Origin of the sequence: Streptomyces cinnamoneus, assembly GCF_002939475.1 — a bacterium.
GTDB classification, from domain to species: domain Bacteria; phylum Actinomycetota; class Actinomycetes; order Streptomycetales; family Streptomycetaceae; genus Streptomyces; species Streptomyces cinnamoneus_A.
In genome coordinates this window covers 154,652-176,496 of the sequence record NZ_PKFQ01000002.1, presented here as the reverse complement: position 1 = coordinate 176,496, position 21,845 = coordinate 154,652, and the positions used below count along the sequence as shown (strand labels likewise).

Genomic DNA, 21,845 nt, shown 5'->3' with positions numbered 1-21,845 from the left:
ATGCCGCGACCGCGGCTCACCGGACGGCTGTTCACGGCCGTCCTCTCACTGACGCTGCTCACGGCGGCCACCGCCCCGGCCACGGCCGCCCAGGGTCCGCCGCGGGCCGGCCGGGATCCGGCCGGGCGGTGCGCCCTGCCCGGCCGCACCGGCTACACCGACGAGGGTCATGACACCGACCCCGTCCAGTTCCGGCGTCCGCTGGGCACCCTCCGCCTCGCCATGGTCTTCGTCGACTTCCCCGACGCGCCGGCCACCGGCCCCACCGGGGACGTCGCGGCCCAGCTCCTGCCCGGTGCAAACTGGTTGCGCGACGCGTCGTACGGGAAGGTCCGGCTCGCCGTCACGCCCGCGCGGAGCTGGGTGCGGATGCCGAAGCCGTCCACCGCCTACGGCTTCGAGCGCGGGCTCAGCCACGAGCAGCACGAGCGTTACGTCCGGGACGCGGTCACGGCCGCGGATCCGTACACCGACTTCTCGCGGTACGACATGGTCTACGTCGTCCCGCCGCGAAACGCCCCGGCGATCTCGTTCTCGCCCGCCTACCTGTTCGACCCGGCGGCCTCCGGCGTCGTCGCCGACGGCACCCGGATCAAGTGGGCGGTGACGTTCGGGCAGGACATGTGGCGCTGGGGGCCCCGCCTCGTGGGGCACGAGACCGCCCACCTCTTCGGCCTGCCGGACCTGTACGCCTTCGACGGCTCCGACGTCCACCGGTACGTCGGCGGCTGGGACGTCATGGGCCTCGTCTCGGGTGCCGCGCCCCACTACTCCGGCTGGCACGCGTGGAAGCTCGGCTGGCTGGACGACGACCAGGTCGCCTGCCGGGCGACGCCCGGCACGGACACGGTCCGGCTGACGCCCGTCGAGTACCGGGGCGGCGGCACCAAGGCGGCGGTGGTGCGGACCTCGCCGACGACGGCCTACGTCGTGGAGTCCCGCCGGGCCGTCGCCGCGGACGCCCGCGCCTGCTCCACCGGTGTCCTCGTCTACCGCGTGGACTCCGCCACACCGACCGGACACGGGCCCGTCCGCGTGCAGGACGCCAGACCGGACGCGACGCCGCCCGCCGGCTGCGGACAGCTCGACGACGCGGCGTACCGGGCGGGCCAGTCCTTCACCGATCCCGCGTCGGGTGTCCGCGTCGACGTCCTGGACTCCCGCGACGGATCGGACACCGTCCGGATCACGCGACGGTGAGCAGACCGACGGTGCCGGGCGGCACCGGCGACACCCCCGAGGAAGAGATGCAGCACCCCACACGAACGGCCGGGCCGCACCCGGACGTCCTGGTCGTCGGCGCCGGAGTGGTCGGCGCGGCCTGCGCGTACCACGCGGCCCGCGCCGGTCTCACGGTCACCGTCGTGGACCGAGGGCCCGTCGCGGGCGGCACCACCGGTGCCGGCGAGGGCAACCTCCTGGTCTCCGACAAGGGACCCGGCCCCGAACTGGCCCTCGCCCAGCTGTCCACCCGGCTGTGGGGGGAGCTGGCCGAGGAGCTCGACAACCCCTTCGAGTACGAGGCCAAGGGCGGCCTCGTGGTCGCCGCCACCCCGCACGGGCTCGACGCCCTTCAGGACTTCGCCGCGGGGCAGCGGGCCGCCGGCGTGGCAGCCGCCCCGGTGACGGCAGCCGGCCTGGCCGGCTACGAACCCCACCTGGCGCCCGGCCTGGCCGGCGGCGTCCACTACCCGGGCGACGCCCAGGTCCAGCCCGTGCTCGCCGCCGCCCACCTGCTGCGCGCCGCACGCCGCCGCCACGGTGTGCGGGTGCGCACCGGCGTCACCGTCACGGGCTTCCTCAAGGGCCGGGACGGGCGGGTCACCGGAGTCACCACGACCGCGGGGGACCTCCCGGCGGGAGCGGTGGTCAACGCGGCCGGGACGTGGGGCGGCGAGCTGTCCGCGCTCGCCGGCGCGCCCGTGCCGGTGCTGCCCCGCCGGGGCTTCGTCCTCGTCACCGAGCCGCTGCCGCCGCTGATCCGGCACAAGGTGTACGCGGCCGAGTACGTGGCGAACGTCGCCAGCGGCGGCGCGGGCCTGGAGACCTCGGCCGTGGTCGAGGGCACCCCGGCGGGCACGGTGCTCATCGGCGCCAGCCGCGAACGTGTCGGCTTCGACCGGACGGTGTCCCTGCCCGTGCTGCGCCGCCTGGCGGCGCAGGCCGTCGCGCTGTTCCCCGCGCTGGGCCAGGCGTCGGCCCTGCGCGCCTACTGCGGCTTCCGCCCGTACTGCCCGGACCACCTGCCGGTGATCGGCGCGGACCCGCGCGCGCCCGGGCTGCTGCACGCCTGCGGTCACGAGGGCGCCGGCATCGGGCTCGCCCCCGCCACCGGGCTGCTGCTGGCCCAGCAGCTCACGGGCCAGGAACCGGCCTGCGACCTGCGGCCGTTCGCTCCCACACGCTTCGACGCGAAAGCCGAGGTGAACCGGTGAACACCGGACACGCGCGGGCCGCCGACCGGCCCGCCGCCCCCTTCGAGGTGACCTTCGACGGACGGCCCCTCGTGGCGCTGCCGGGCCAGACCGTGGGCGCCGCGCTGCTGGCGGCCGGGCTGCGGTCCTGGCGGACCACGCGTCGGACGGGCAGGCCGCGCGGGCTGTTCTGCGGCATCGGCGTCTGCTTCGACTGCCTCATCACGGTCAACGGACAGCCGTCGCTGCGGGCGTGCCTCACCGAGGCCCGCCCGGGCGACGTCGTCACCACCCAGGAGGGGACGGGCCATGAGTGAGTACGACCTCGCGGTCGTCGGCGCGGGCCCGGCCGGTCTGGCCGCCGCGCGGGCCGCCGCCGACGCGGGCCTGTGCGTGGCCCTGATCGACGCCGGCGCGCGCACCGGCGGCCAGTACCACCGGCACCCGCCGGAGGGCCTCGGGCGGTCGGGCCCCGCCGGGCCGCACCACGGCTGGGCCGCCTTCGCACGGCTGCGGGACGCCGTGCTGTCCCACCCGCGCGTCGCCCACCTCGCGGACCACCGGGTCTGGCTGCTCTCCCGTGCCGAGGGGCCGGGCACCCGCTGCTTCACCGTGCGCGCCGTCCGGGGCGAGCGGGAGCGCACCCAGGTGCGCGTCACGGCGCCGGCCCTGCTCATCGCGGCCGGGGCCCACGACCGGGCGTTGCCGTTCCCCGGCTGGGACCTGCCGGGCGTCCTCACCGCGGGCGGGGCCCAGGCCCTGCTCAAGGGCGACCGGGTGACCGCGGGGCGGCGGGTCGTCGTCGGCGGCACCGGACCGTTCCTGCTGCCCGTGGCCACCGCGCTGGCCGCCGCGGGCGCCCGCGTGCCGGGGGTGTACGAGGCGAACCGGCCCGACCCCGCCCTCCTGCGCCTCGCCGGGCAGCCGGCCAAGCTCCTGGAGGCCGCCGGCTACGGGGCGGCGCTGCTGCGGCACCGCGTCCCCTACCGGCCGGGCCACGCCGTCACGGCGGCCCACGGCGGCGCGGCCGTCGAAGCGGTCACCGTCGCCCGGCTCGACGCGCGATGGCGGCCGTTGCCGGGCACGGAACGCACCGTGGAGTGCGACACGGTGGCGGTCGGCTACGGCTTCACGCCGCAGCTGGAGCTGCCGCTGCACCTGGGCTGTGCGACACGCCGGGACACCGACGGCACCCCCGTCGTCGCCGTGGACGCGGCGCAGCGCACCAGCGTCGCCGGCGTGTACGCGGCCGGGGAGACGACCGGTGTCGGCGGGGCCCAACTGGCGCTCGTCGAAGGTGAGCTGGCGGGCCTCGCGGTGGCCCTCGACCAGGGACGGAGGCCCGGGGTGCCGCGGGGGCTGGCCGGCCGGCGCGCCCGGCTGCGGGGCTTCGCCGCGGCACTGCACCGCGCCTATCCCGTGCGGGAGGGCTGGACGCGGTGGCCGCGGGCGGACACGCTCGTCTGCCGCTGCGAGGAGGTGCCGCGCGGCGCCCTGGACGAGGCGGTGCGGGAGCTCGGCGCGACCGACGCGCGGACCGTCAAGCTCATGACGCGGGCGGGCATGGGCTGGTGCCAGGGCCGGGTCTGCGGCTTCGCCACCGCCTGCCTCACCGCCCGCGCGGACGGCCGCCCGCCGGGCGAGGCCGCCCATCTCGGCGTGGCCCGCCGCCCGTTCGCCCAGCCCGTGCGCCTGGCCGACCTCGCCGCGGCGCCCGGGGAGGACGGTGAGGAGGGCGCGGAACCCGCCGGTCCCGCCGCCGGCAGCTGAAAAGAACTCTCCTTACGACGCATTGACGCTCAGCACGGTCAACTGTGCAATGTCACATAACACTTGGAGGACATCATGGCCGCAACCCCCCGCATACCCTGGCACGGCGTCATGGTCGCCACCGCGCTGCCCCTGGACGACGACCTCGCCGTGGACTTCGACGCCTACGCCGCCCACTGCCGCTCACTGGTGGACTCCGGCTGCGACGGTGTCGTACCCAACGGCTCGCTCGGCGAATACCAGACGCTGACCGCCGGGGAGCGGGCGCGCGTCGTGCGCACGGCCGTCGCGGCGGTCGGCGGCGCGAACGTCATGCCCGGCATCGCCGCCTACGGTGCGGCGGAGGCCCGCCGCTGGGCCGAGCAGGCCGCCGACGAGGGCTGCCGCGCGGTGATGCTGCTGCCGCCCAACGCCTACCGCGCCGACGAACGCGCGGTCCTCGCGCACTACGCCGAGGTGGCCAGGGCGGGGATCCCGGTGGTCGCCTACAACAACCCGTACGACACCAAGGTCGACCTGACCCCGGCCCTGCTGGCCCGCCTGTACGAGGAGGGCCACATCGTGGCCGTCAAGGAGTTCACCGGGGACGTCCGCCGGGCCTACGAGATCGCCGAGGCGGCCCCGGGCCTGGACCTGCTCATCGGCTCCGACGACGTGCTGCTGGAGCTGGCCCTGGCGGGGGCCAAGGGCTGGGTGGCCGGCTACCCGAACGCCCTGCCGCACGCCTGCGCGGCGCTCTACCGGGCCGCCACGGCCCACGATCTGGAGCGTGCCCTGCCGCTCTACCGCGCGCTGCACCCGCTGCTGCGCTGGGACTCAAAAACCGAGTTCGTCCAGGCGATCAAGCTGTCGATGGACATCGCGGGCCGGCCCGGCGGCCCCTGCCGGCCGCCGCGGCAGCCGCTCACCCCCGAGCAGGAGAAGGCCGTGCGCGTGGCGACCGAGGCATGCCTCGGCCTGGAGACGGAGGCGGCGGCCGAGGCGGGCGCCGATGCGTAGCACCCGCGTCCTCCATGCCGTCGACTCGCACACCGAGGGCATGCCCACCCGGGTCGTCACCGGTGGCGTCGGGGTGATCCCGGGCGGCACGATGTTCGCGCGCCGCCGGTACTTCATGGAGCACCTCGACCACCTGCGCACGCTGCTCATGTACGAGCCGCGCGGGCACGCCGCGATGAGCGGCGCGATCCTGCAGCCGCCGACCAGGCCCGACGCGGACTACGGAGTGCTGTACATCGAGGTCTCCGGGTGCCTGCCGATGTGCGGACACGGCACGATCGGGGTGGCCACCGTGCTGGTGGAGACGGGCATGGTGCCCGTCACCGAGCCGGTCACCACGATCCGACTGGACACCCCGGCCGGGCTGGTGACGGCCGAGGTCGCGGTCGAGGACGGCGTCGCGCGGGGGGTGACCCTGCGCAACGTGCCCTCGTTCGCCTACGGCCTGGACCTGACCGTCGACGTGCCGGCGATCGGCGCGGTCACGCTCGACCTCGCCTACGGCGGCAACTTCTACGCCATCCTCCCGGTCGAGCGCGTGGGGCTGCCCTTCGAGCGGGACCACAAGGAGGAGATCCTCACGGCGGGGCTCGCGGTGATGGACGCCGTCAACGAGCAGATCCGGCCGGTCCATCCGGAGAACCCGGAGATCGCGGTCTGCCACCACGTCCAGTTCCTGGCCCCGGGCTCGGACGCCAAGCACTCGCGGCACGCCATGGCGATCCATCCGGGCTGGTTCGACCGGTCCCCCTGCGGCACCGGCACCAGCGCCCGGCTCGCCCAGCTGCACGCCCGCGGCGAGCTGCACACGGGGGACGAGTTCGTCAACGAGTCGTTCATCGGCACGCGCTTCACGGGGCGCGTCGACCGGGAGACCACCGTGGCCGGGCGGCCGGCCGTCGTGCCGGCCGTCACCGGACGGGCCTGGCTCACCGGCACCGCCCAGTACTTCCTCGACCCCGAGGACCCCTTTCCCGCGGGATTCCTGCTGTGACCCGCCGTCCTGACGCACCGCCGTGGCGAGAGAAGGAGCACCGATGATCGAGAGCCGGTCCCCGCAGGCGCCGGGCGACCTGGTCCTGCGGGTCCCCGAAGCGGGCCCGCGGGCCGTGGTCGCCGCCGTCGAGCGGGCCCGCGCCGCCCAGCGCGCCTGGGCCGCCGACGCCCCGGCCCGCTCGGCGGCCCTGACGGCGGCCGCCGCCGCGGTCGAGGCCGCGGCGGAGGAGCTGGCGCGGCTGGTGGTGCGCGAGGTGGGCAAGCCCGTCACCGAGGCCCGGGGGGAGGTCGCGCGGAGCGTGGCGATCCTGCGCTACTACGCGCAGCAGGTCTTCGACCCCACCGGTGCCGTGCACGAGGGCGCGGGGCCGGGGCTGCTGTTCACCCGGCGCAGGCCGCGCGGCGTCGCCGGGCTGATCACTCCCTGGAACTTCCCGCTCGCCATCCCGCTGTGGAAGGCCGCCCCGGCGCTGGCGTTCGGCAACGCGGTGGTCCTCAAGCCCGCACCGGAGGCGACGGCGTGCGCGGCACGCCTGGACGAACTGATCGGCGGCCTGCTGCCGGACGGGCTGTTCTCGGTGGTCCCCGGCGACGCGGCGGAGGGGGAGGCGCTGGCCGGCACCGCCGACGTGGTGTCCTTCACCGGTTCGGTGGCCGTCGGCAAGGCCGTCGCCGGCGCGGCGGCCGCCCGGGGCGTTCCCGTCCAGGCCGAGATGGGCGGGCAGAACCCCGCCGTCGTGCTGCCGGACGCCGACGTGGAACGGGCGGCGGCGCAGATCGCGGCGGCCGCGATGGGGTACGCCGGGCAGAAGTGCACCGCGACCAAGCGGGTGATCGCGGTCGGTCCGGCGGCCGGGGACGTGGCGGACGCCCTCGTGGCCGCGGTGGAGAAGCTGGCCGTCGGCGATCCCGCCCACCCGGACACCGTCGTGGGCCCGGTGGTCTCCGCCGCGGCGCGGGAGCGGGTGCTGGCGTCCACCGAGGGCGGCCGGGTCCTCAGCGGGGGCCGTGCGGTGGCCGGCGAAGGGCATTTCGTCGCCCCCACCGTCGTCGCGGACGCGCCGGAGGGCCACGTGCTGGCCCACGAGGAGGTCTTCGGCCCGGTCTGCCTGGTGCAGCGGGCGCCGGACGCCGAGACGGCGCTGGCCCTGGCCAACGGCGTGCGGTTCGGGCTGGTCTCCGCCGTCCACACCCGCGACCTCGACGCCGCGCTCCGTCTGGGGGCGCGCCTGGAGACGGGCATGGTCAAGGTCAACGCCCCGACGGCGGGGGTGGACTTCCACCTTCCGTTCGGCGGCGAGAAGGACTCCAGCTACGGTCCGCGCGAACAGGGCAAGGCCGCACAGGAGTTCTACACCTCCTCGCACACCTTCACCCTCGCGCCCGGTGTCTGACGTTCCGCCGGCGCGGCCGGCCCGGGCGGGTCGACGGGTCGCCGCCGAGGTCTATCGGCACGCGTGTGGCGGTCGCTACGGTTGCCTCGCCTCCGGGCGACAGCGCCCGGATTCTCCTGGGAGGTTGGCGATGAGGAACAGGCGAGAGGTGCTGAAGGCGGCTTCGGCCGCCGCGGGCTTAGCGGCGGCCGGCGCCCTGGCCGGTGCCGGTACGGCGGGGGCGGCGCAGCGCACGGCGTGGCGCGGAGCGGCGGTCCGGCCCGTCGAGAGAACGGGCAGACAGGTGGCCGGCTTCCGGGACGCGTCGGGCCGGGTGACCGTGTCCGTGTTCTCGTACCACGGCAGTCCGGCCCAGCAGCACTGGATCGACCAGACCGTCCGGGTCGGCGACGGGGACATGATCGCTGTCGGGGGCGGGGCCACGGCCGTGGAGGGCCCCAACGGCGCCCTGCTGACGGCCTCGTACCCCAATGACGACCTGTCGGGGTGGACCGTCTCCTCCAAGGACCACCTCGACCCCCAGCCGCACGAGCTGGTGGCCTACGTGATCGGCTTGAAGATCGCCGGGATGACGCGCGACCAGCTGCTGCGCTCGGTGCACGTCTCGCGTTCGGACAGCGGCACGGCGCCGCACCCGGAGGCGGAGGCGGGCATCCCGTCGTCGAGGGACTACGCCCTCGTCGGCGGCGGGTTCAAGGTGAACTGGTACGGGGCCGGCAACCTCGCCACGGCGTCCTTCCCGGCCACGGACTACTCCTGGAAGGCCCGTTCCAAGGACCACGTGGTCTCCGACCCGGCGAGCATCCGCTCCTTCGCCATCTCGCTGCGGCGCGACCTGCCGGTGGGGCGCGTCTCCAGCGTCATCGTCCACGCCGACTCCGGCCAGGCGCAGCACCCGGCCGCCGTGGCCACGCTGCCGCCCGGGTACGCCCTCACCGGCGGCGGCGCGGAGGTGCACTACCGCGGGGCGGGCAACCTGCTGTGGCGGCTGGAGCCGTCCACCACCTGGACGCCCGCCTTCACCGCCGCGTCCAAGGACCACCACATCGCCGACCCGGCGACGCTCACGGCCTACGCCCTGGGCATCCGGCTCACCTGATCACGTCCGCGCGGGCGGGGGGCGACCCCTTGCGTCCTTCGCCCGCGCGGGCGCTCCTCCGCTCAGCCGGCCAGCTCCAGCGTGAACCCGTCGTCGACGGTGAAGACCGTGACGTCGCCGCCCGACCTGGTGGTGCCGCGGCCCGACTCGGTCGCGGTGGCGGGGTGGTGGTCCCCCGACGTGCTGACGCCCTCGCCGGTCTCCGCGAGCCGGCCCGCGTCGGTGACGAACGTCCGGGTGGCCGAGAAGCGCGTCACCTGGCCGGTGTCGAAGGTCAGGGTGTCCTCGGTCGCGGTGGTCACCGCCGTGGCCCGGCCGGAGAACGAGCCGCGCATGCGCAGCGTGGCGGACGTCGGCTCCGGACGGCCGGGGACGGCGCACGTGAGCTCGCCCCGCCCCTGGGCCGCGCCGGTGAAGCCGCCGGCCGTCATGGTGAAGGCGCCGGAGCAGCGTACGACCACGGTGGCCGGCGCGGGGGTGGCGGCACCGGCCGGCACGGGCGTGAGGATCAGCATTCCCGCGGCGCAGGCCGCGCCGGCGCACCGCCGGCGGGTCGCGAGTGAGGGCATGGTCGGGCGCCTCCCTTTCGTCGGTGACGGGAGGACGGGGCACGCCATCCCTCCCTGGAGTGTGCTCTTGCGAACAACCAGGCGGAATAGCTCGTTCAGGTGAGGGCCGCTCAGGACGCCGTCAGAAGGTAGGCGGGCGCCCACCAGTAGTCGTAGAGCCGGCGCGGTTCGCCGGGGGTGAAGCCGGCGTGCTCCAGGTCCTCCACCCAGCGGGCGACGGGCTGCTCGTGGTGCCGCTGGTGCTCCTCGCTGCCGAGCAGCCCCAGGAGCACGGGCATCAGGAATCCCTGGGCCACCAGCTCCCGTTCGGGTCCGTACTCCCGGATGCCGCGGTCGTAGCGGGAGACCAGGTAGCGGAACCGGTCGGGCGCGAGGCCCTCCCCCAGGTCCGGGGCGTCGAACTCGACGAGGGCCAGCCGCTTGGCGCGCGGCCGCAGCCGGCGCAGCAGGTCCCGCCGCTCCTCCCGCTCCAGGGCGAGCAGGGAGAAGGTCTCCTGCACCAGGTCCCAGGGGCCCGCGCCGGCCACCACGGACTGCGCGGTGGCGGCGTGGCCGCGGTGGGGCACCCCGCGCCGGGTCAGCTCGGCCGTCACCAGGTCCAGGCGCCGGGCCGAGGGTTCGATCAGCTCGACGTGGCCGACGTCGGCGGTGAGGGCGGGCAGCAGGGCGTGGCCCTCACCGCATCCGATGTCCAGCAGGTGGGCGGGGCGGTGCGCGGAGTACTGCTCGCGCAGGGCTTCGTGGACGGCGCGGTACAGGCCCACGTTGCCGCCGCCGCGGACGAAGGCGCTGAACGCCTCCGGTTCGGCGTACACGTCCTCGTCCTCGCGCCGTCCGGCGCGCAGGCGGCGCGCGGCCTCGCCGTAGACGGCGTGGCCGGGGTCGAGCGCCGCGGCCCGGCCGGCGAACGCGGCGGCGGCGCCGGCGTCACCCGTGCGGCAGGCCGCCATCGCGAGGTAGAACCACTCCTCGGCGCCGGCGGCCAGTGGCGCGAGCGCCTCGGCCCTCTCGCCGCACTGGATCTTCTCCCATAACTGTTCGAGCGTCATGGGAGAAGCCTCGCCGATGCCGGCGGCGTGATCCAGTGCTTCGTACGGGCGGCCGGTGCCTAGTAGGCGATCGTGAACCTGGCCCGGTGGTGGCGGGGGTTCTCGGCCTCGTCGAGGAGGGCGACGGCGAGGTCCTCCATGGAGACGGCCGAGCGGCCCTCGCCGTCGACGAGCAGTTCGTCGGCGCCGAGCCGGTAGCGTCCGGTGCGCTCGCCGGGCTCCAGCAGGGCGGGCGGGCTCAGGTAGGTCCAGTCGACGTCCGTCCCGGCGCGGCAGGCCTCCAGTTGCGCGGTGCAGGCCTCGGCGATGGGACGCCAGGCGGGCGGGACCAGCTCGGGGTCGTCCAGCACGGCGCGGCCCCCGCCGGGCACGGTCAGGCTGCCGGCGCCGCCGACGAGCAGCAGGCGTACGCCCGTGGAGGCGAGTCCGGCCAGCAGGGCGTGCGTGACGGGGACGAGGTCGGCCTCCTGGCCGGGCGCCGGGCGGGTGGCGCTGATCACGAGGTCCTGACCGGCGCTCAGGGCGGCGACGTCCGCCGCGTTGGAGGCGTCCCCCACGCGGACCTCGGCGCCGGCGGGCGGTCCGGGGCGGCGGTCGGGGTTCCGTACGACGGCGGTGACCTCGTGGCCACGGGACAGTGCCTCGGTCACGACGCGGCTGCCGACGTTTCCGGCGGCTCCGAAGACGGTGATGCGCATGGTGTTCAGCTCCTTTGAACGGGGGTCGAGGGGTGGGCGGGCGCGTCGGCCGTCCGCCGGGCCGGCGGGACCTTCGGCGCCTTCGGGGACTTCGGGGTCGTCTGCGCGACGACGAGGGAGGCGATGACGACGAGGCCGCCCGCGATCTGGGGTGCGGTGAGCTCCTGGCCGAGGGCGATCCAGCCGAGCAGGGTGGCGACCACGGGGCTGAGGAGCCCGAGGAAGGTGACCTTTGTGGGGGTCAGGGCGCGTATGCCGCGGAACCAGAGGGCGTAGGCGACGGCGGAGCCGATGAGGGCGAGGTAGCCGTAGCCCAGGACGTTCTCGGTGGTGAGGGAGGCGGGCGGCGGCCCTTCGACGAACAGGGCGACGGGGAGCAGCATCAGCCCGCCGGCGGTGAGCTGCCAGCCGGTGGTGGCCAGCAGGGGCGCGGGCGAGGTCCACCGCTTGCTGAGGACGACTCCGGTGGCCATGACGACCGCGCCGGCGAGGGCGGCGGCGACGCCCAGGCCGTCCAGCCGGGCGTCCGCCCGCAGGACGAGAAGGCTGACGCCGGCCACACCGGCGAGGCCGGCGGCGGCGGTGCGCGGCGAGAGCCGCTCGCGCAGTAGGCCGGCCGCGAGGCCGGCGGCCAGCAGGGGCTGTACGGCGCCGATGGTGGCCGCGACGCCACCGGGCAGCCGGTAGGCGGCGATGAACAGCAGTGCGAAGAACGCCCCGATGTTGAGGGCGCCCAGCACCGCCGCGCGCCACCACCACTGCCCCTGCGGCAGGCGCCGGGTGATCCCGATCAGCAGGAGGCCGGCCGGCAGCGCGCGGATGACCGCGGCCAGCAGCGGCCGTCCCGGCGGCAGCAGTTCGGTGGTGACGAGGTAGGTGGAGCCCCAGACGGCGGGCGCCAGCGCGGTCGTTAAGGCGACCCTGGCCTGATTGCTTAGCACTAAGCCAATATATCTCAGCACTAAGCTACCTGGCGACGCGTCGACGGCGTGAGGTACCTCACTGCTAAGACAGTAGCTAGGATGGCGGCGTGGCAGATCACGTCGACCATGTACTCGAGCAATGGGCGCAGCGCCGCCCGGACCTGGACGTCTCGCCGATGGCGGTCATAGGACGCCTGCAACGGCTCTCCCTGCTGGTCGGCTCCGAGCTGCGCCGCACGTTCGCCGCCCACGACCTGGACGCGGCGTCGTTCGACGTCCTCGCCACGCTGCGCCGCAGCGAGGCGCCCCACCGCCTCACGCCCGCCGAACTGATGCGCTCGGCGATGGTCACCTCGGGGGCCATCACCCAGCGCCTCGACCGCCTGGAGGCCCGCGGCCTCGTGACGCGCACGCCCAGCGAGTCCGACGGCCGCAGCGTGCTCGTCTCCCTCACCGACGAGGGCCAGGACCTGATCGACCGGGCCCTGCCCGACCACATCGCCACCGAGAACCGGCTGCTGGCCGCCCTCAGCCCCGCACAGCGCGCCGCCGTCGCCGACACCCTGCGCGACGTCCTCGAGTCGCTGGGCGACACCGGGCACTGACCTCCCCCGCGCGGGGGAGACGGCTCCCGCCGCCGGGGGAACCGGCGGCGGGCGCACCCGGGTTGGCTGGTGGCCATGAGGAACACGACGCCCCGCCGCCCCCGCAAGACCCTGCTGCTCGCCGCGCTGGCCTGCCTGCTCGGCGCCGGCCCGGTCCACCCCGCCCGGGCCCACACCGCGGACGACGACATCCGCGCCCGCGTCGAGGCCGTCCCCGGCATGCGCGTGATCGAGGAGGAGAGCGCCCCACCGGGCTACCGCTCCTTCACCCTCGGCTTCCGCCAGCCCGTGGACCACCGGCACCCGGCCGCCGGCACCTTCGAGCAGAAACTGCGGCTGCTGCACAGGTCGGCGGAGCGGCCCGTGGTCGTCTACAACAGCGGTTACGCGCTGGGCAAGGCCGCACCCGGCCGCACCGAGCCCGCCGAGTTGCTCGACGGCAACCAGCTCTCCGTCGAGCACCGCTTCTTCGGCGACTCCCGCCCCTCACCCGTGGACTGGTCGAAGCTGGACATCTGGCAGGCCGCCAGCGACCAGCACGACCTCGTCCAGGCGCTCAAGAAGGTCTACCGCACGCCCTGGATCTCCACCGGCGGCAGCAAGGGCGGCATGGCCACGGTCTACCACCGGCGCTTCTACCCACACGACGTGGACGGCTCCGTCGTCTACTCGGCGCCCGACAACGTCGACGACCGGGACGACAGCGCGTACGACGCCTTCGTCGAGCGCCTCGGCACGCCCGCCTGCCGCGAGGCGCTCAAGTCCGCCCAGCGCGAGGTGCTGACGCGGCGCGAGGCGATGGCGGCCCGCTACGCCCGCTGGGCGGAGGGCGCCGGGCTGACGTTCCGCACCGTCGGCAGCGCCGACCGCGCCCTCGAACTCGCCGTGCTGCGCGTCCCGCTGATGTTCTGGGAGTACGGGGATGAGTCGCGGTGCGCCAAGGTGCCCGGCCCGTCCGCCCCCGACGACGACGTCTACGCCTGGCTCGACGACGTCTCCGGCCTGAAGCTGTACACGGACCAGTCCCTGGAGGCGTACCAGCCGTACTTCTACCAGCTGGGCACCCAGCTCGGGTACGCCCAGTTCGCCGCCCCGCACCTGGCCGGCCTGCTGCGCCACCCCGGCGTCCAGGAGGTCCGCACCTACGTCCCCCGGGACGTCCCCCTGCGCTTCCAGCCGCAGGCGATGAACGACGTCGACCAGTGGGTGCGCCGGCACGGCAGCCGGCTGCTGTTCGTCTACGGCGGGAACGATCCCGCGAGCGCCGAGCCCTTCCGGCTGGGCGGCGGCAGCCGGGACTCCGCCGTCTTCGTGGCCCCGGCGACCAACCACCGCGCGCGGATCGCCGGCCTCCGGCCGGAGGACGCCGCCCGTGCCACGGCCTCGCTCCGCCGGTGGGCGAGCCGGTAGTCACCGGACCCACGAGGCGGCGCGTCCCCGCCCGTCCATCCGCCTCTCCGCCGGCGGCCGCGGCGCGGGCGTGAGAACACGCGTGGCCCGTCCTCCCCGGGGGAGAGGACGGGCCACCAGCTGCGGTGAACGGGGGTCAGATGTGGGCGGCCGCCCGCCCACGGCGGCAGAGCACCACCGTGAGCGCCGCGCAGGCGAGGTAGAAGACGAGGAACGCGGCATAGGCCGCGTCACCGTTGCCGGCGGTGAGGAAGGACTGCCGGAAGGCGACGTTGACCAGGACGCCGCCGAAGGTGCCGAAGGCTCCCGCGAGGCCGATCATCGCCGTGGTGCGGCGGTGCGCGGCGGCCTCGGCGGTCCGCGCGTCCGCGCCGCCCCGCACGGCGGCGCGGGCCCGGGCGGCGTACAGGGCGGGGATCATCCGGTAGGTCGACCCGTTGCCGACGCCACTGAGCACGAACAGGGTCAGGAAGCCGGCGAAGAAACCGGCCAGCAGCCGGTGCTGGGCGGCGACGAGGATGAGCCCCGCGCAGCCGGCCATGGCCAGGAACACGGCGGTGGTGACGCGGCCGCCGCCCAGCCGGTCGGCCCAGGCGCCCCCGAGGGGCCGGCTCAGGGATCCGAGCAGCGGGCCGAGGAAGGTGAGGCACGCGGCCTTCACGGGCGTGTCGAACTCGTCGTGGAACTGCACCTGGAGGACCTGGCCGAAGGCGAAGGCGAAGCCGACGAACGAGCCGAAGGTGCCGAGGTAGAGCAGGGAGAGCGCCCAGGCGTGGCGATCGCCGAGGACCTCGCCCATCGCCGGCCGCTCGTGGTGCCCCGCGGGGAGGTTGTCCATCCGCAGCGCCGCCACGAGGGCCGTCAGGGCGATCAGCGGGACGTAGGCCAGCGGCAGCAGGCGCGGATGGCCGGCGCCCGCGGTGGCGAGGACCAGGAGGCCGGCGAGCTGGACGGCCGGGACGCCGAGGTTGCCGCCGCCCGCGTTGACGCCCAGGGCCCGGCCCTTGAGCCGCTGCGGGTAGAAGGCGTTGATGTTGGCCATGGAGGACGCGAAGTTGCCGCCGCCCACCCCCGCCACCGCCGCGGCGGTGAGCAGGGTGGTGTACGAGACGCCCGGCTGGAGGACGAGCGCGATGTACGCGGTGGGCACGAGCAGCAGGAGCCCGCTGAAGACGGTCCAGTTCCGGCCGCCGAAGCGGGCGACGGCGTAGGTGTAGGGCACGCGCAGGACCGCGCCGAGGGCGGTGGGCACGGCCGTGAGCGTGAACTTCCCCGCCGGGTCGATGCCGTACTCGGGACCGAGGAAGAGCACCAGGACCGACCACATGCTCCACACGGAGAAGCCGATGTGTTCGGTGAGCACGGACAGCCACAGGTTGCGCCGGGCCACGCGGGCACCGGTGGCCTCCCAGAAGGCGGGGTCCTCGGGCCGCCACTCGGGCAGCGTCCGGCCGCGGGCGGGCGGTGCGGGCTCGGTGGTGCGCACCGCCCAGGCGCGCAGGGCGGCCGGGGAGCCGTCGGGGGCGGTCTCCTCGTCGAGGCAGGCCCCGGTGCGCAGGTCGAAGGTCTGCTTGTACATGGGGGACGTCACCGCGGGGGTGCCGTCGCGACTGCCCATGATGCCGCGGGAGATCACGCAGGCGTCGCTGAAGGGGTCGCGGTTGGCCAGGGCGTACAGCGCGCCGGCGGGGTCGCGGAAGAGGGCGACCTGTTCCCCTCCGACGAGGGCGGTCACGCCGCGCCCCGGGGTGAGGTCGCCGTAGCGGCAGACGGTGGTCCAGGTCGTGCCGTCGCCGATCTCGACGAGGGCGTCGGGGTCCGGTCGCGGGCTGCGGTGGGGGCTGAGCGCGGTCTCGTTCATCGGATGCGCACCTTCGGGGCGGGGCCGGCGCCGGCGGTCACCGGGCCGGGGAGCGGGTCCTCGCCGACGCGGGCGGGGCGGATCTGCGCGCGTTCGGGCGTGAAGCGCACGGTGGGGTCGGGGGTGCCGGGGGCGTTGACGAAGGAGGCGAAGCGCCGGAGGCGTTCGGGGTCGGCGAGGGTGGCGGCCCACTCGTCCTCGTAGCGGGCGATGTGCCGGGCCATCTGGGCGTCCAGGTCGGCCGCGATGCCCAGGGCGTCGTCGACGATGACGGCGCGCAGGTGGTCGAGCCCCCCTTCGAGGCGCTCGATCCAGGGGGCGGTGCGTTCCAGGCGGTCGGCGGTACGGATGTAGAACATCAGGAAGCGGTCGACGGTGCGCACGAGGGTGTCGTGGTCGGCGTCCTGGAGGAGCAGGTCGGCGTGGCGGGGCGTCATGCCGCCGTTGCCGCCGACGTAGAGGTTCCAGCCCTCGGCGGTGGCGATGACGCCGAAGTCCTTGCTGCGCGCCTCGGCGCACTCGCGGGCGCACCCGGAGACGGCGGATTTGATCTTGTGGGGGGCGCGGAGGCCGCGGTAGCGCAGTTCGAGCTCGATGGCGAGGGCGACGGAGTCCTGGACGCCGTAGCGGCACCAGGTCTGCCCGACGCAGGACTTCACGGTGCGCAGGGCCTTGCCGTAGGCGTGGCCGGACTCGAAGCCGGCGTCGACGAGGCGGCGCCAGATGGCGGGGAGCTGGTCGACCGTGGCGCCGAACATGTCGATGCGCTGACCACCGGTGATCTTGGTGTAGAGCCCGAAGTCCCTGGCGATGGCGCCGATGGTGATGAGGCCGTCGGGGGTGATCTCGCCGCCGGGGACGCGGGGCACGACGGAGTAGGAGCCGTTGCGCTGGAGGTTGGCGAGGAAGTGGTCGTTGGTGTCCTGGAGGGCCGCCTGTTCGCCGTCGAGGATGTGGGAGGTGTCGCCGAGGGTGGCCAGGATGGAGGCGACGACCGGCTTGCAGACCGCGCAGCCCTCTCCGGTGCCGTGTTCGGCCAGCAGCCGGGTGAAGGTGGTGATGCCCTTGACCCGGATGATCTCGTACAGCTCGGCGCGGGTGTGGGCGAAGTGCTCGCACAGGCCGCGGGCGGCCGCCACGCCCGTCGCGGCGAGTTCGTCGTCGACGAGGGTGGTGAGGAGCTTCTCGCAGCTTCCGCATCCGGTGCCGGCCTTCGTGCACTTCTTCACGGCGGCCACGGACGCGCAGACGCCCTCGGTGACGGCCGAGCGGATGGTCGCCTTGTCCACGTTGTGGCACGAGCAGACGATGGCGTCCTCGGGCAGTGCCGCCCCGCCCGTGGCGCCGGCGGGGCCGGCGGCCGCGGGCAGCAGGAGCTGTTCGGCCGGCACGGTCAGGGGCCGGCCGTTGCCGGCGAGGGGCCGCAGGGTGGCGTACGCGTCGGCGTCCCCGACGAGGACCCCGCCGAGCAGCGAGCCGTCGGCGCCGACGACGAGTTTCTTGTAGACGCCCGCCCGGCTGTCGGCGTAGGTGACGTCCAGGGCGCCCTCGGTGGCGCCGTGGGCGTCGCCGAAGCTGGCCACGTCGACGCCGAGGAGCTTGAGCTTGGTGGAGGTGTCGGCGCCGGTGAACTCGCCGGAGCCGCCGCACAGATCGCGGGCCGCGGTCTCGGCCATGGCGTAGCCGGGGGCCACCAGCCCGTAGACCGTGCCGTCCACGGCCCGGGCGCATTCGCCGACGGCCCAGACGTGCGGGTCGGCCGTGCGGCAGCGGGCGTCGACGGTGATGCCGCCGCGTTCGCCGACGGGCAGCCCGCAGTCCCGGGCCAGGCGGTCCTGCGGGCGCACGCCGGCCGAGAAGACGACCAGGTCGGTGGCGAAGGAGGTGCCGTCGGAGAGCGTCATCGCGACGACTTCGCCGTCCGGGCCCGTGTCGATGCTCGTGGCCCCGGCGCCGGTGTGCACGGTGACGCCCAGTTGTTCGATCTTCTGGCGGAGCAGGGCTCCGCCGGCGTCGTCGACCTGCAGGGCCATCAGGCGGGGCGCGAACTCGACCACGTGGGTGTCCAGGCCCATGGCGCGCAGGGCTCCGGCCGCCTCCAGTCCGAGCAGGCCGCCGCCGACGACGGCGCCGGTGCGGGCGCCGGCGGCGCGGGCCTGGATGGCGGCGACGTCGTCGACGGTGCGGTAGACGTGACAGCCGGGGGCGTCGTGACCGGGCACGGGCGGCACGAAGGGGTACGAGCCGGTCGCCAGGACCAGGGCGTCGTAGGGCACCTCGCCGCCGGAGGCGCAGGTCACGCGCCGGGCCTCGCGGTCCACGGCGACCACCGGGTCGCCCAGACGCAGGTCGATGCCGTGGCGGCTGAGGAACTCCCGGTCGCACAGGGAGAGTTCCTCGGGCGACGTGCCGGTGAAGGCGGAGGTGAGGTGGACGCGGTCGTAGGCGGGCCGGGGTTCCTCGGCCAGGACGGTCACCTGCCAGCGGGCGGCGTCCTCCTGCTCGTACAGGGCCTCCAGGAAGCGCTGGCCGACCATGCCGTGGCCGACGAGGACGAGGCGGCGTCGTTCTGTGGCGGGGGCGGAGGGCGTCACGGGTGGGCTCCTTCGGGGACGAGCAGGCGCGAGGGGTCGGCGGGCAGGGGTTCGTCGTGGCGCCAGGCGCGGATGAGGTCGCCGGCGGTGGTCAGGTCGCCGAGGAGGACGGCGCTCGCCAGCCGGTCGCCGTCCAGGACGAGTTGCTTGTAGGTGCCGCGGGTGGCGTCGGCCAGGCTGAGCACGTCACGGGGACCGGCGGCGGCGGTGCCGGGGTCGCCGAAGGCGGCGAGTTGCAGGGAACCGGCGGTCAGCCGGGTGTGGGGGCGGGTGCCGGTGTAGCGGGCCCGCGGGTCGGCGCCGGACAGGCGGGCGGCGAGCACGTCGGCCTGCTGCCAGGCGGGGTCGGCCAGCCCGTGCACGATCCCCCGGTGCTCGGCGCAGTCGCCGACGGCGTGGACGCCGGGAGCGGACGTGGCCAGGTGGTCGTCGACGACGACGCCCCGGCGGACGGTCAGGCCGGCCGCGCGGGCCAGGCCGGTGCGGGGCCGGACACCGCAGGCGAACACCACCAGGCCGGCCCTCAGGTGCCGGCCGCCGGGCAGCTCCACGGCGGTGACGCGGCCGGTGCCGTGCAGGGCGCGGGCGGTGGCGCCGGTGTGCACGGCGATGCCGAGGGCTTCGAGGTGCCGGCGCAGGGCGCCGGCGGGTGCGGGGTCGAGGTGCCGCTCCATCAGGTGCGGCGCCCGGTGGACGATCGCGGTGCGCAGCCCGAGCGCGGCCAGGGCGCGCGCCGCGCTGACGCCCAGCACTCCCCCGCCGACGACGACGGCCCGCGTGACCCGCCGGGCGTCGTCGGCGAGGCCGCGGCAGTCGGCGAGGGTGCGCAGGACGTGGACGCCCTCCGGGAGGGCGCCGTGCGGGCCCGGCAGGTCCGGTGGCACCGGGGCGGCGCCGGTGGCCAGGACGAGGGTGTCGTAGCGCGCGGCCGAGCCGTCGTCGAGGGTGAGGGTGCGGGTGGCGGGGTCGACGGCGGTGACACGGGTGCCGGTGCGCACCTCGGCGTCCGGCCCGTACGGCAGGCCGACCGCGTGCTCGTCGTAGCGGCCGGTGAGGACGTCGGCGAGCAGGGTGCGGTTGTAGGGCGCGTGGGGTTCCGCCCCATAGAGGGTCAGCCGCGCCGCACCCCCGGTGCGGGCGGAGAACTGCTGGGCGAAGCGGGCGGCGGCCATGCCGGCGCCGACGACCGCGACGTGGTGGACGGTCATGAGGCGGCGCTCCGTTCCCGCCCGGCGGGCGCGGCCTTCTCCACCCGTACGGCGCAGACCTTGAATTCGGGCATCTTCGACTCCGGGTCCAGGGCGGGGTTGGTGACGGTGTTGGCCCGGCCGGGGCCGGCCCAGTGGAAGGGCATGAAGACGGTGTCGGGGCGGATGGTGCCGGTGATCCTGGCCGGGGCCAGGGAGCGGCCGCGCCGGCTGGTGACCGACAGCAGCTCGCCCTCGGTGACGCCGAGGCGCTCGGCGAGGCGGGGGTGGACCTCGACGAAGGGGCCGGGGGCGGCCGCGTTCAGCTCGGGGACCCGCCGGGTCTGGGCGCCGCTCTGGTACTGGGCGGTGACGCGGCCGGTGGTCAGGTGCAGCGGGTAGTCGGCGTCGGGTTCCTCGGCGGCCGGCCGGTGGGTGACGGCGGCGAAGCGGGCCCGGCCGTCGGCGGTGGCGAAGCGGTCGAGGAACAGGCGCGGCGTGCCGGGGTGGGTGGTGCCGGGGCAGGGCCAGAAGACACCGTTCTCCGCCCGGACGCGCGCGTAGGTGATGCCGGCGTAGTCGGCGGGGCCTCCGGCGGAGGCGCGCCGCAGTTCGTCGAAGACCTCCTCGGGGTCGTCGGGGAAGCCCTGCCCGTGGCCCAGCCGGGCCGCCAGCTCCCTGAGGACGGTGAGGTCGGTGCGGACGCCGTCGGGGGGCGGGAGGGCTGCTTGGCGGAGGATGACCCGGCCCTCCAGGTTGGTGGTGGTGCCGGTCTCCTCGGCCCACTGGGCGGCGGGCAGGACGACGTCGGCCAGTTCGGCGGTCTCGGAGAGGACGACGTCGCTGACGGCGAGGAAGTCCAGCGCCGTGAGGCGCTCGGTGACGTGCGCGGCGTGCGGTGCGGAGACGACCGGGTTCGACCCCATGACCAGCAGGGCCCGTACGCCGGCGGCGGTGCCCGCGCGGTCGAGCAGCTCGTAGGCGGACGCGCCCGGTCCGGGCAGGTCCGCCGGGTCCACTCCCCAGACCCGGGCGACGTGGGCGCGGGCGGCAGGGTCGGTCAGGGAGCGGTAGCCGGGCAGCTGGTCGGCCTTCTGCCCGTGCTCGCGGCCGCCTTGTCCGTTGCCCTGGCCGGTCAGGGCGCCGTAGCCGCTGCCGGGTCGCCCGGCCTTGCCGGTGGCCAGGCACAGGTTGATCCACGCCCGCACGGTGTCGGTGCCCTTGCTGTGCTGCTCGGCGCCGCGTGCGGTGAGGACCATGCCGGTGGGGGCGGCGGCGAACAGCCGGGCCGCCTCACGCATCGCGGGCACGGGCACCCCGGTGATCTGCTCGACGCGCTCGGGCCAGTGGGCCATGGCCGCCGCCCGTGCCTGCTCGAAGCCGGTGGTGCGGGCGGCGATGAACTCCTCGTCCAGCCGGCCGTCGGCGATGACCAGGTGCAACAGCCCCAGAGCCAGGGCCAGGTCGGTGCCGGGCGCCGGCCGCAGGTGGAGGTCGGCGTGCTCGGCCGTACGGGTGCGCCGGGGGTCGACGACGATCAGGCGGCCGCCGACCGCGCGCATCCGGGTGAAGTAGCGCAGCGCGGGCGGCATGGTCTCGGCGGGGTTGGCGCCGACGAGGATGACGCACCCGGTGGTGGCGACGTCCTCCAGGGGGAACGGCAGGCCCCGGTCGACGCCGAAGGCGGCGCGGTGCGCGGCGGCCGCGGACGCCATGCAGAAGCGGCCGTTGTAGTCGATGTTCGGGGTGCGCAGCACGACGCGGGCGAACTTCCCCAGCAGGTAGGCCTTCTCGTTGGTCAGGCCGCCCCCGCCGAAGACGCCCACCGCTTCCCGGCCGTGGCGGTCGGCGCTCTCGCGCAGACCGGCCGCGACCCGGTCCAGGGCCCGCTCCCACGACGTCTCGCACAGTTCCCCGCTGCGCGGGTCGCGGACCAGCGGGGCGGTCAGGCGGGCGGCGCGGGCCAGGACGGCGGGGGCGGTGCGGCCCTTGCCGCACAGTGCCCCCTCGTTGACGGGGAAGCCGGGGCGTTCGTCCACCTCCACCGACGGTGCCCCGGCCGGCGTGCCGGGCCTGGCCCGGCGCAGTCGCATGCCGCACTGCAACGCGCAGTAGGGGCAGTGGGTGTCGGTCGTCGTCATGGCACGAGCGTCGGCCCCGTCGTTTACGCGCCCGGGTCGGGGACGTTGCGTGCGTGGCACGAACCCCTCACGTCCTCCTCCTTGTGGGGTGAGGCCGGCGGACGACTGCTTTTAACAAGGGAGGGCGTCTGCTGAC

General features: G+C 75.4%; 18 protein-coding genes. 10 read left to right on the top strand and 8 right to left on the bottom strand.

All coding sequences use genetic code 11. The features are described from left to right. The 8 genes from CYQ11_RS28965 (at window position 1) to CYQ11_RS28930 (ending at window position 8,672) form a co-directional block, all read left to right on the top strand. A complete protein-coding gene (locus CYQ11_RS28965; protein WP_099197875.1) occupies window positions 1-1,200 on the top strand; it encodes a M6 family metalloprotease domain-containing protein in 1,200 nt (399 codons plus the stop codon). Between the two features lie 47 nt (window positions 1,201-1,247). Further along, window positions 1,248-2,435: an NAD(P)/FAD-dependent oxidoreductase gene (locus tag CYQ11_RS28960; RefSeq protein ID WP_104651139.1), complete on the top strand. Its 1,188-nt coding sequence runs from the start codon at window positions 1,248-1,250 to the stop codon at window positions 2,433-2,435. Continuing rightward, entirely contained in the window at window positions 2,432-2,731 is a 300-nt protein-coding gene (locus CYQ11_RS28955; RefSeq protein WP_099197876.1) for a (2Fe-2S)-binding protein, read from the top strand. The genes CYQ11_RS28960 and CYQ11_RS28955 overlap by 4 nt, the downstream gene beginning before the upstream one ends. Further along, window positions 2,724-4,184 carry an FAD/NAD(P)-dependent oxidoreductase gene (locus tag CYQ11_RS28950; RefSeq protein ID WP_099197877.1) on the top strand — a complete coding sequence of 487 codons (1,461 nt, stop codon included), beginning with the start codon at window positions 2,724-2,726 and terminating at the stop codon, window positions 4,182-4,184. The genes CYQ11_RS28955 and CYQ11_RS28950 overlap by 8 nt, the downstream gene beginning before the upstream one ends. 75 nt (window positions 4,185-4,259) lie before the next feature. Next, window positions 4,260-5,183, top strand: coding sequence for a dihydrodipicolinate synthase family protein (locus CYQ11_RS28945; RefSeq protein WP_099197986.1), 924 nt, complete (start codon window positions 4,260-4,262; stop codon window positions 5,181-5,183). Next, on the top strand, window positions 5,176-6,177 hold the full coding sequence (locus tag CYQ11_RS28940; RefSeq protein ID WP_104651137.1) for a proline racemase family protein: 1,002 nt from the start codon (window positions 5,176-5,178) through the stop codon (window positions 6,175-6,177). Before CYQ11_RS28945 ends, CYQ11_RS28940 begins: the two co-directional genes overlap by 8 nt. Window positions 6,178-6,220: 43 nt before the next feature. Continuing rightward, window positions 6,221-7,573 carry an aldehyde dehydrogenase family protein gene (locus tag CYQ11_RS28935; RefSeq protein WP_104651136.1) on the top strand — a complete coding sequence of 451 codons (1,353 nt, stop codon included), beginning with the start codon at window positions 6,221-6,223 and terminating at the stop codon, window positions 7,571-7,573. Window positions 7,574-7,703: 130 nt separating this feature from the next. Next, entirely contained in the window at window positions 7,704-8,672 is a 969-nt protein-coding gene (locus CYQ11_RS28930) for a hypothetical protein (RefSeq protein ID WP_146104762.1), read from the top strand. 62 nt (window positions 8,673-8,734) lie between these two features. On the opposite strand, the gene CYQ11_RS28925 is transcribed toward CYQ11_RS28930, so the two are convergent. The 4 genes from CYQ11_RS28925 to CYQ11_RS28910 form a co-directional block, all read right to left on the bottom strand. Continuing rightward, window positions 8,735-9,241 carry a hypothetical protein gene (locus CYQ11_RS28925; RefSeq protein WP_099197879.1) on the bottom strand — a complete coding sequence of 169 codons (507 nt, stop codon included), beginning with the start codon at window positions 9,239-9,241 and terminating at the stop codon, window positions 8,735-8,737. Window positions 9,242-9,351: 110 nt separating this feature from the next. Beyond that, window positions 9,352-10,290, bottom strand: coding sequence for a class I SAM-dependent methyltransferase (locus CYQ11_RS29090; RefSeq protein WP_107489242.1), 939 nt, complete (start codon window positions 10,288-10,290; stop codon window positions 9,352-9,354). 59 nt (window positions 10,291-10,349) lie between these two features. Next, the gene (locus tag CYQ11_RS28915) at window positions 10,350-10,988 is read right to left on the bottom strand and encodes an NAD(P)-dependent oxidoreductase (RefSeq protein WP_099197880.1); all 639 of its coding nucleotides are present in this window, start codon (window positions 10,986-10,988) and stop codon (window positions 10,350-10,352) included. A gap of 5 nt (window positions 10,989-10,993) precedes the next feature. Beyond that, window positions 10,994-11,929, bottom strand: coding sequence for an EamA family transporter (locus CYQ11_RS28910; protein WP_099197881.1), 936 nt, complete (start codon window positions 11,927-11,929; stop codon window positions 10,994-10,996). A gap of 89 nt (window positions 11,930-12,018) precedes the next feature. Here CYQ11_RS28910 and CYQ11_RS28905 point away from each other — a divergent pair, with 89 nt between their 5' ends. After that, window positions 12,019-12,516, top strand: coding sequence for a MarR family winged helix-turn-helix transcriptional regulator (locus CYQ11_RS28905; RefSeq protein ID WP_099197882.1), 498 nt, complete (start codon window positions 12,019-12,021; stop codon window positions 12,514-12,516). A 75-nt stretch (window positions 12,517-12,591) separates the two neighbouring features. Next, entirely contained in the window at window positions 12,592-13,926 is a 1,335-nt protein-coding gene (locus CYQ11_RS28900; protein WP_099197987.1) for a S28 family serine protease, read from the top strand. Between the two features lie 136 nt (window positions 13,927-14,062). Here CYQ11_RS28900 and nirD read toward each other — a convergent pair whose 3' ends face one another. From nirD to CYQ11_RS28880, 4 genes are read right to left on the bottom strand one after another with little or no spacing between them, the layout of a single operon-like run. Beyond that, a complete protein-coding gene (nirD, locus tag CYQ11_RS28895; protein ID WP_099197883.1) occupies window positions 14,063-15,787 on the bottom strand; it encodes a nitrite reductase small subunit NirD in 1,725 nt (574 codons plus the stop codon). Beyond that, on the bottom strand, window positions 15,784-18,381 hold the full coding sequence (gene nirB / locus CYQ11_RS28890) for a nitrite reductase large subunit NirB (protein WP_099197884.1): 2,598 nt from the start codon (window positions 18,379-18,381) through the stop codon (window positions 15,784-15,786). The genes nirD and nirB overlap by 4 nt, the downstream gene beginning before the upstream one ends. Next, window positions 18,378-19,589 (bottom strand): NAD(P)/FAD-dependent oxidoreductase, encoded by a 1,212-nt coding sequence (locus tag CYQ11_RS28885; RefSeq protein ID WP_099197885.1) that lies wholly within the window; start codon window positions 19,587-19,589, stop codon window positions 18,378-18,380. The genes nirB and CYQ11_RS28885 overlap by 4 nt, the downstream gene beginning before the upstream one ends. Beyond that, window positions 19,586-21,709 (bottom strand): molybdopterin oxidoreductase family protein, encoded by a 2,124-nt coding sequence (locus CYQ11_RS28880; protein WP_099197886.1) that lies wholly within the window; start codon window positions 21,707-21,709, stop codon window positions 19,586-19,588. Before CYQ11_RS28880 ends, CYQ11_RS28885 begins: the two co-directional genes overlap by 4 nt. Window positions 21,710-21,845: the final 136 nt, after the last annotated feature.

Coding starts and splice junctions, on each gene's coding strand:
- CYQ11_RS29090 (WP_107489242.1), bottom strand. CDS start 10,290: ATGACGCTCGAACAGTTATGGGAGAAGATCCAGTGCGGCGAGAGGGCC.
- CYQ11_RS28900 (WP_099197987.1), top strand. CDS start 12,592: ATGAGGAACACGACGCCCCGCCGCCCCCGCAAGACCCTGCTGCTCGCC.
- CYQ11_RS28950 (WP_099197877.1), top strand. CDS start 2,724: ATGAGTGAGTACGACCTCGCGGTCGTCGGCGCGGGCCCGGCCGGTCTG.
- CYQ11_RS28945 (WP_099197986.1), top strand. CDS start 4,260: ATGGCCGCAACCCCCCGCATACCCTGGCACGGCGTCATGGTCGCCACC.
- nirD (WP_099197883.1), bottom strand. CDS start 15,787: ATGAACGAGACCGCGCTCAGCCCCCACCGCAGCCCGCGACCGGACCCC.
- CYQ11_RS28885 (WP_099197885.1), bottom strand. CDS start 19,589: ATGACCGTCCACCACGTCGCGGTCGTCGGCGCCGGCATGGCCGCCGCC.
- CYQ11_RS28965 (WP_099197875.1), top strand. CDS start 1: ATGCCGCGACCGCGGCTCACCGGACGGCTGTTCACGGCCGTCCTCTCA.
- CYQ11_RS28930 (WP_146104762.1), top strand. CDS start 7,704: ATGAGGAACAGGCGAGAGGTGCTGAAGGCGGCTTCGGCCGCCGCGGGC.
- CYQ11_RS28960 (WP_104651139.1), top strand. CDS start 1,248: ATGCAGCACCCCACACGAACGGCCGGGCCGCACCCGGACGTCCTGGTC.
- CYQ11_RS28935 (WP_104651136.1), top strand. CDS start 6,221: ATGATCGAGAGCCGGTCCCCGCAGGCGCCGGGCGACCTGGTCCTGCGG.
- CYQ11_RS28925 (WP_099197879.1), bottom strand. CDS start 9,241: ATGCCCTCACTCGCGACCCGCCGGCGGTGCGCCGGCGCGGCCTGCGCC.
- CYQ11_RS28880 (WP_099197886.1), bottom strand. CDS start 21,709: ATGACGACGACCGACACCCACTGCCCCTACTGCGCGTTGCAGTGCGGC.
- CYQ11_RS28915 (WP_099197880.1), bottom strand. CDS start 10,988: ATGCGCATCACCGTCTTCGGAGCCGCCGGAAACGTCGGCAGCCGCGTC.
- CYQ11_RS28940 (WP_104651137.1), top strand. CDS start 5,176: ATGCGTAGCACCCGCGTCCTCCATGCCGTCGACTCGCACACCGAGGGC.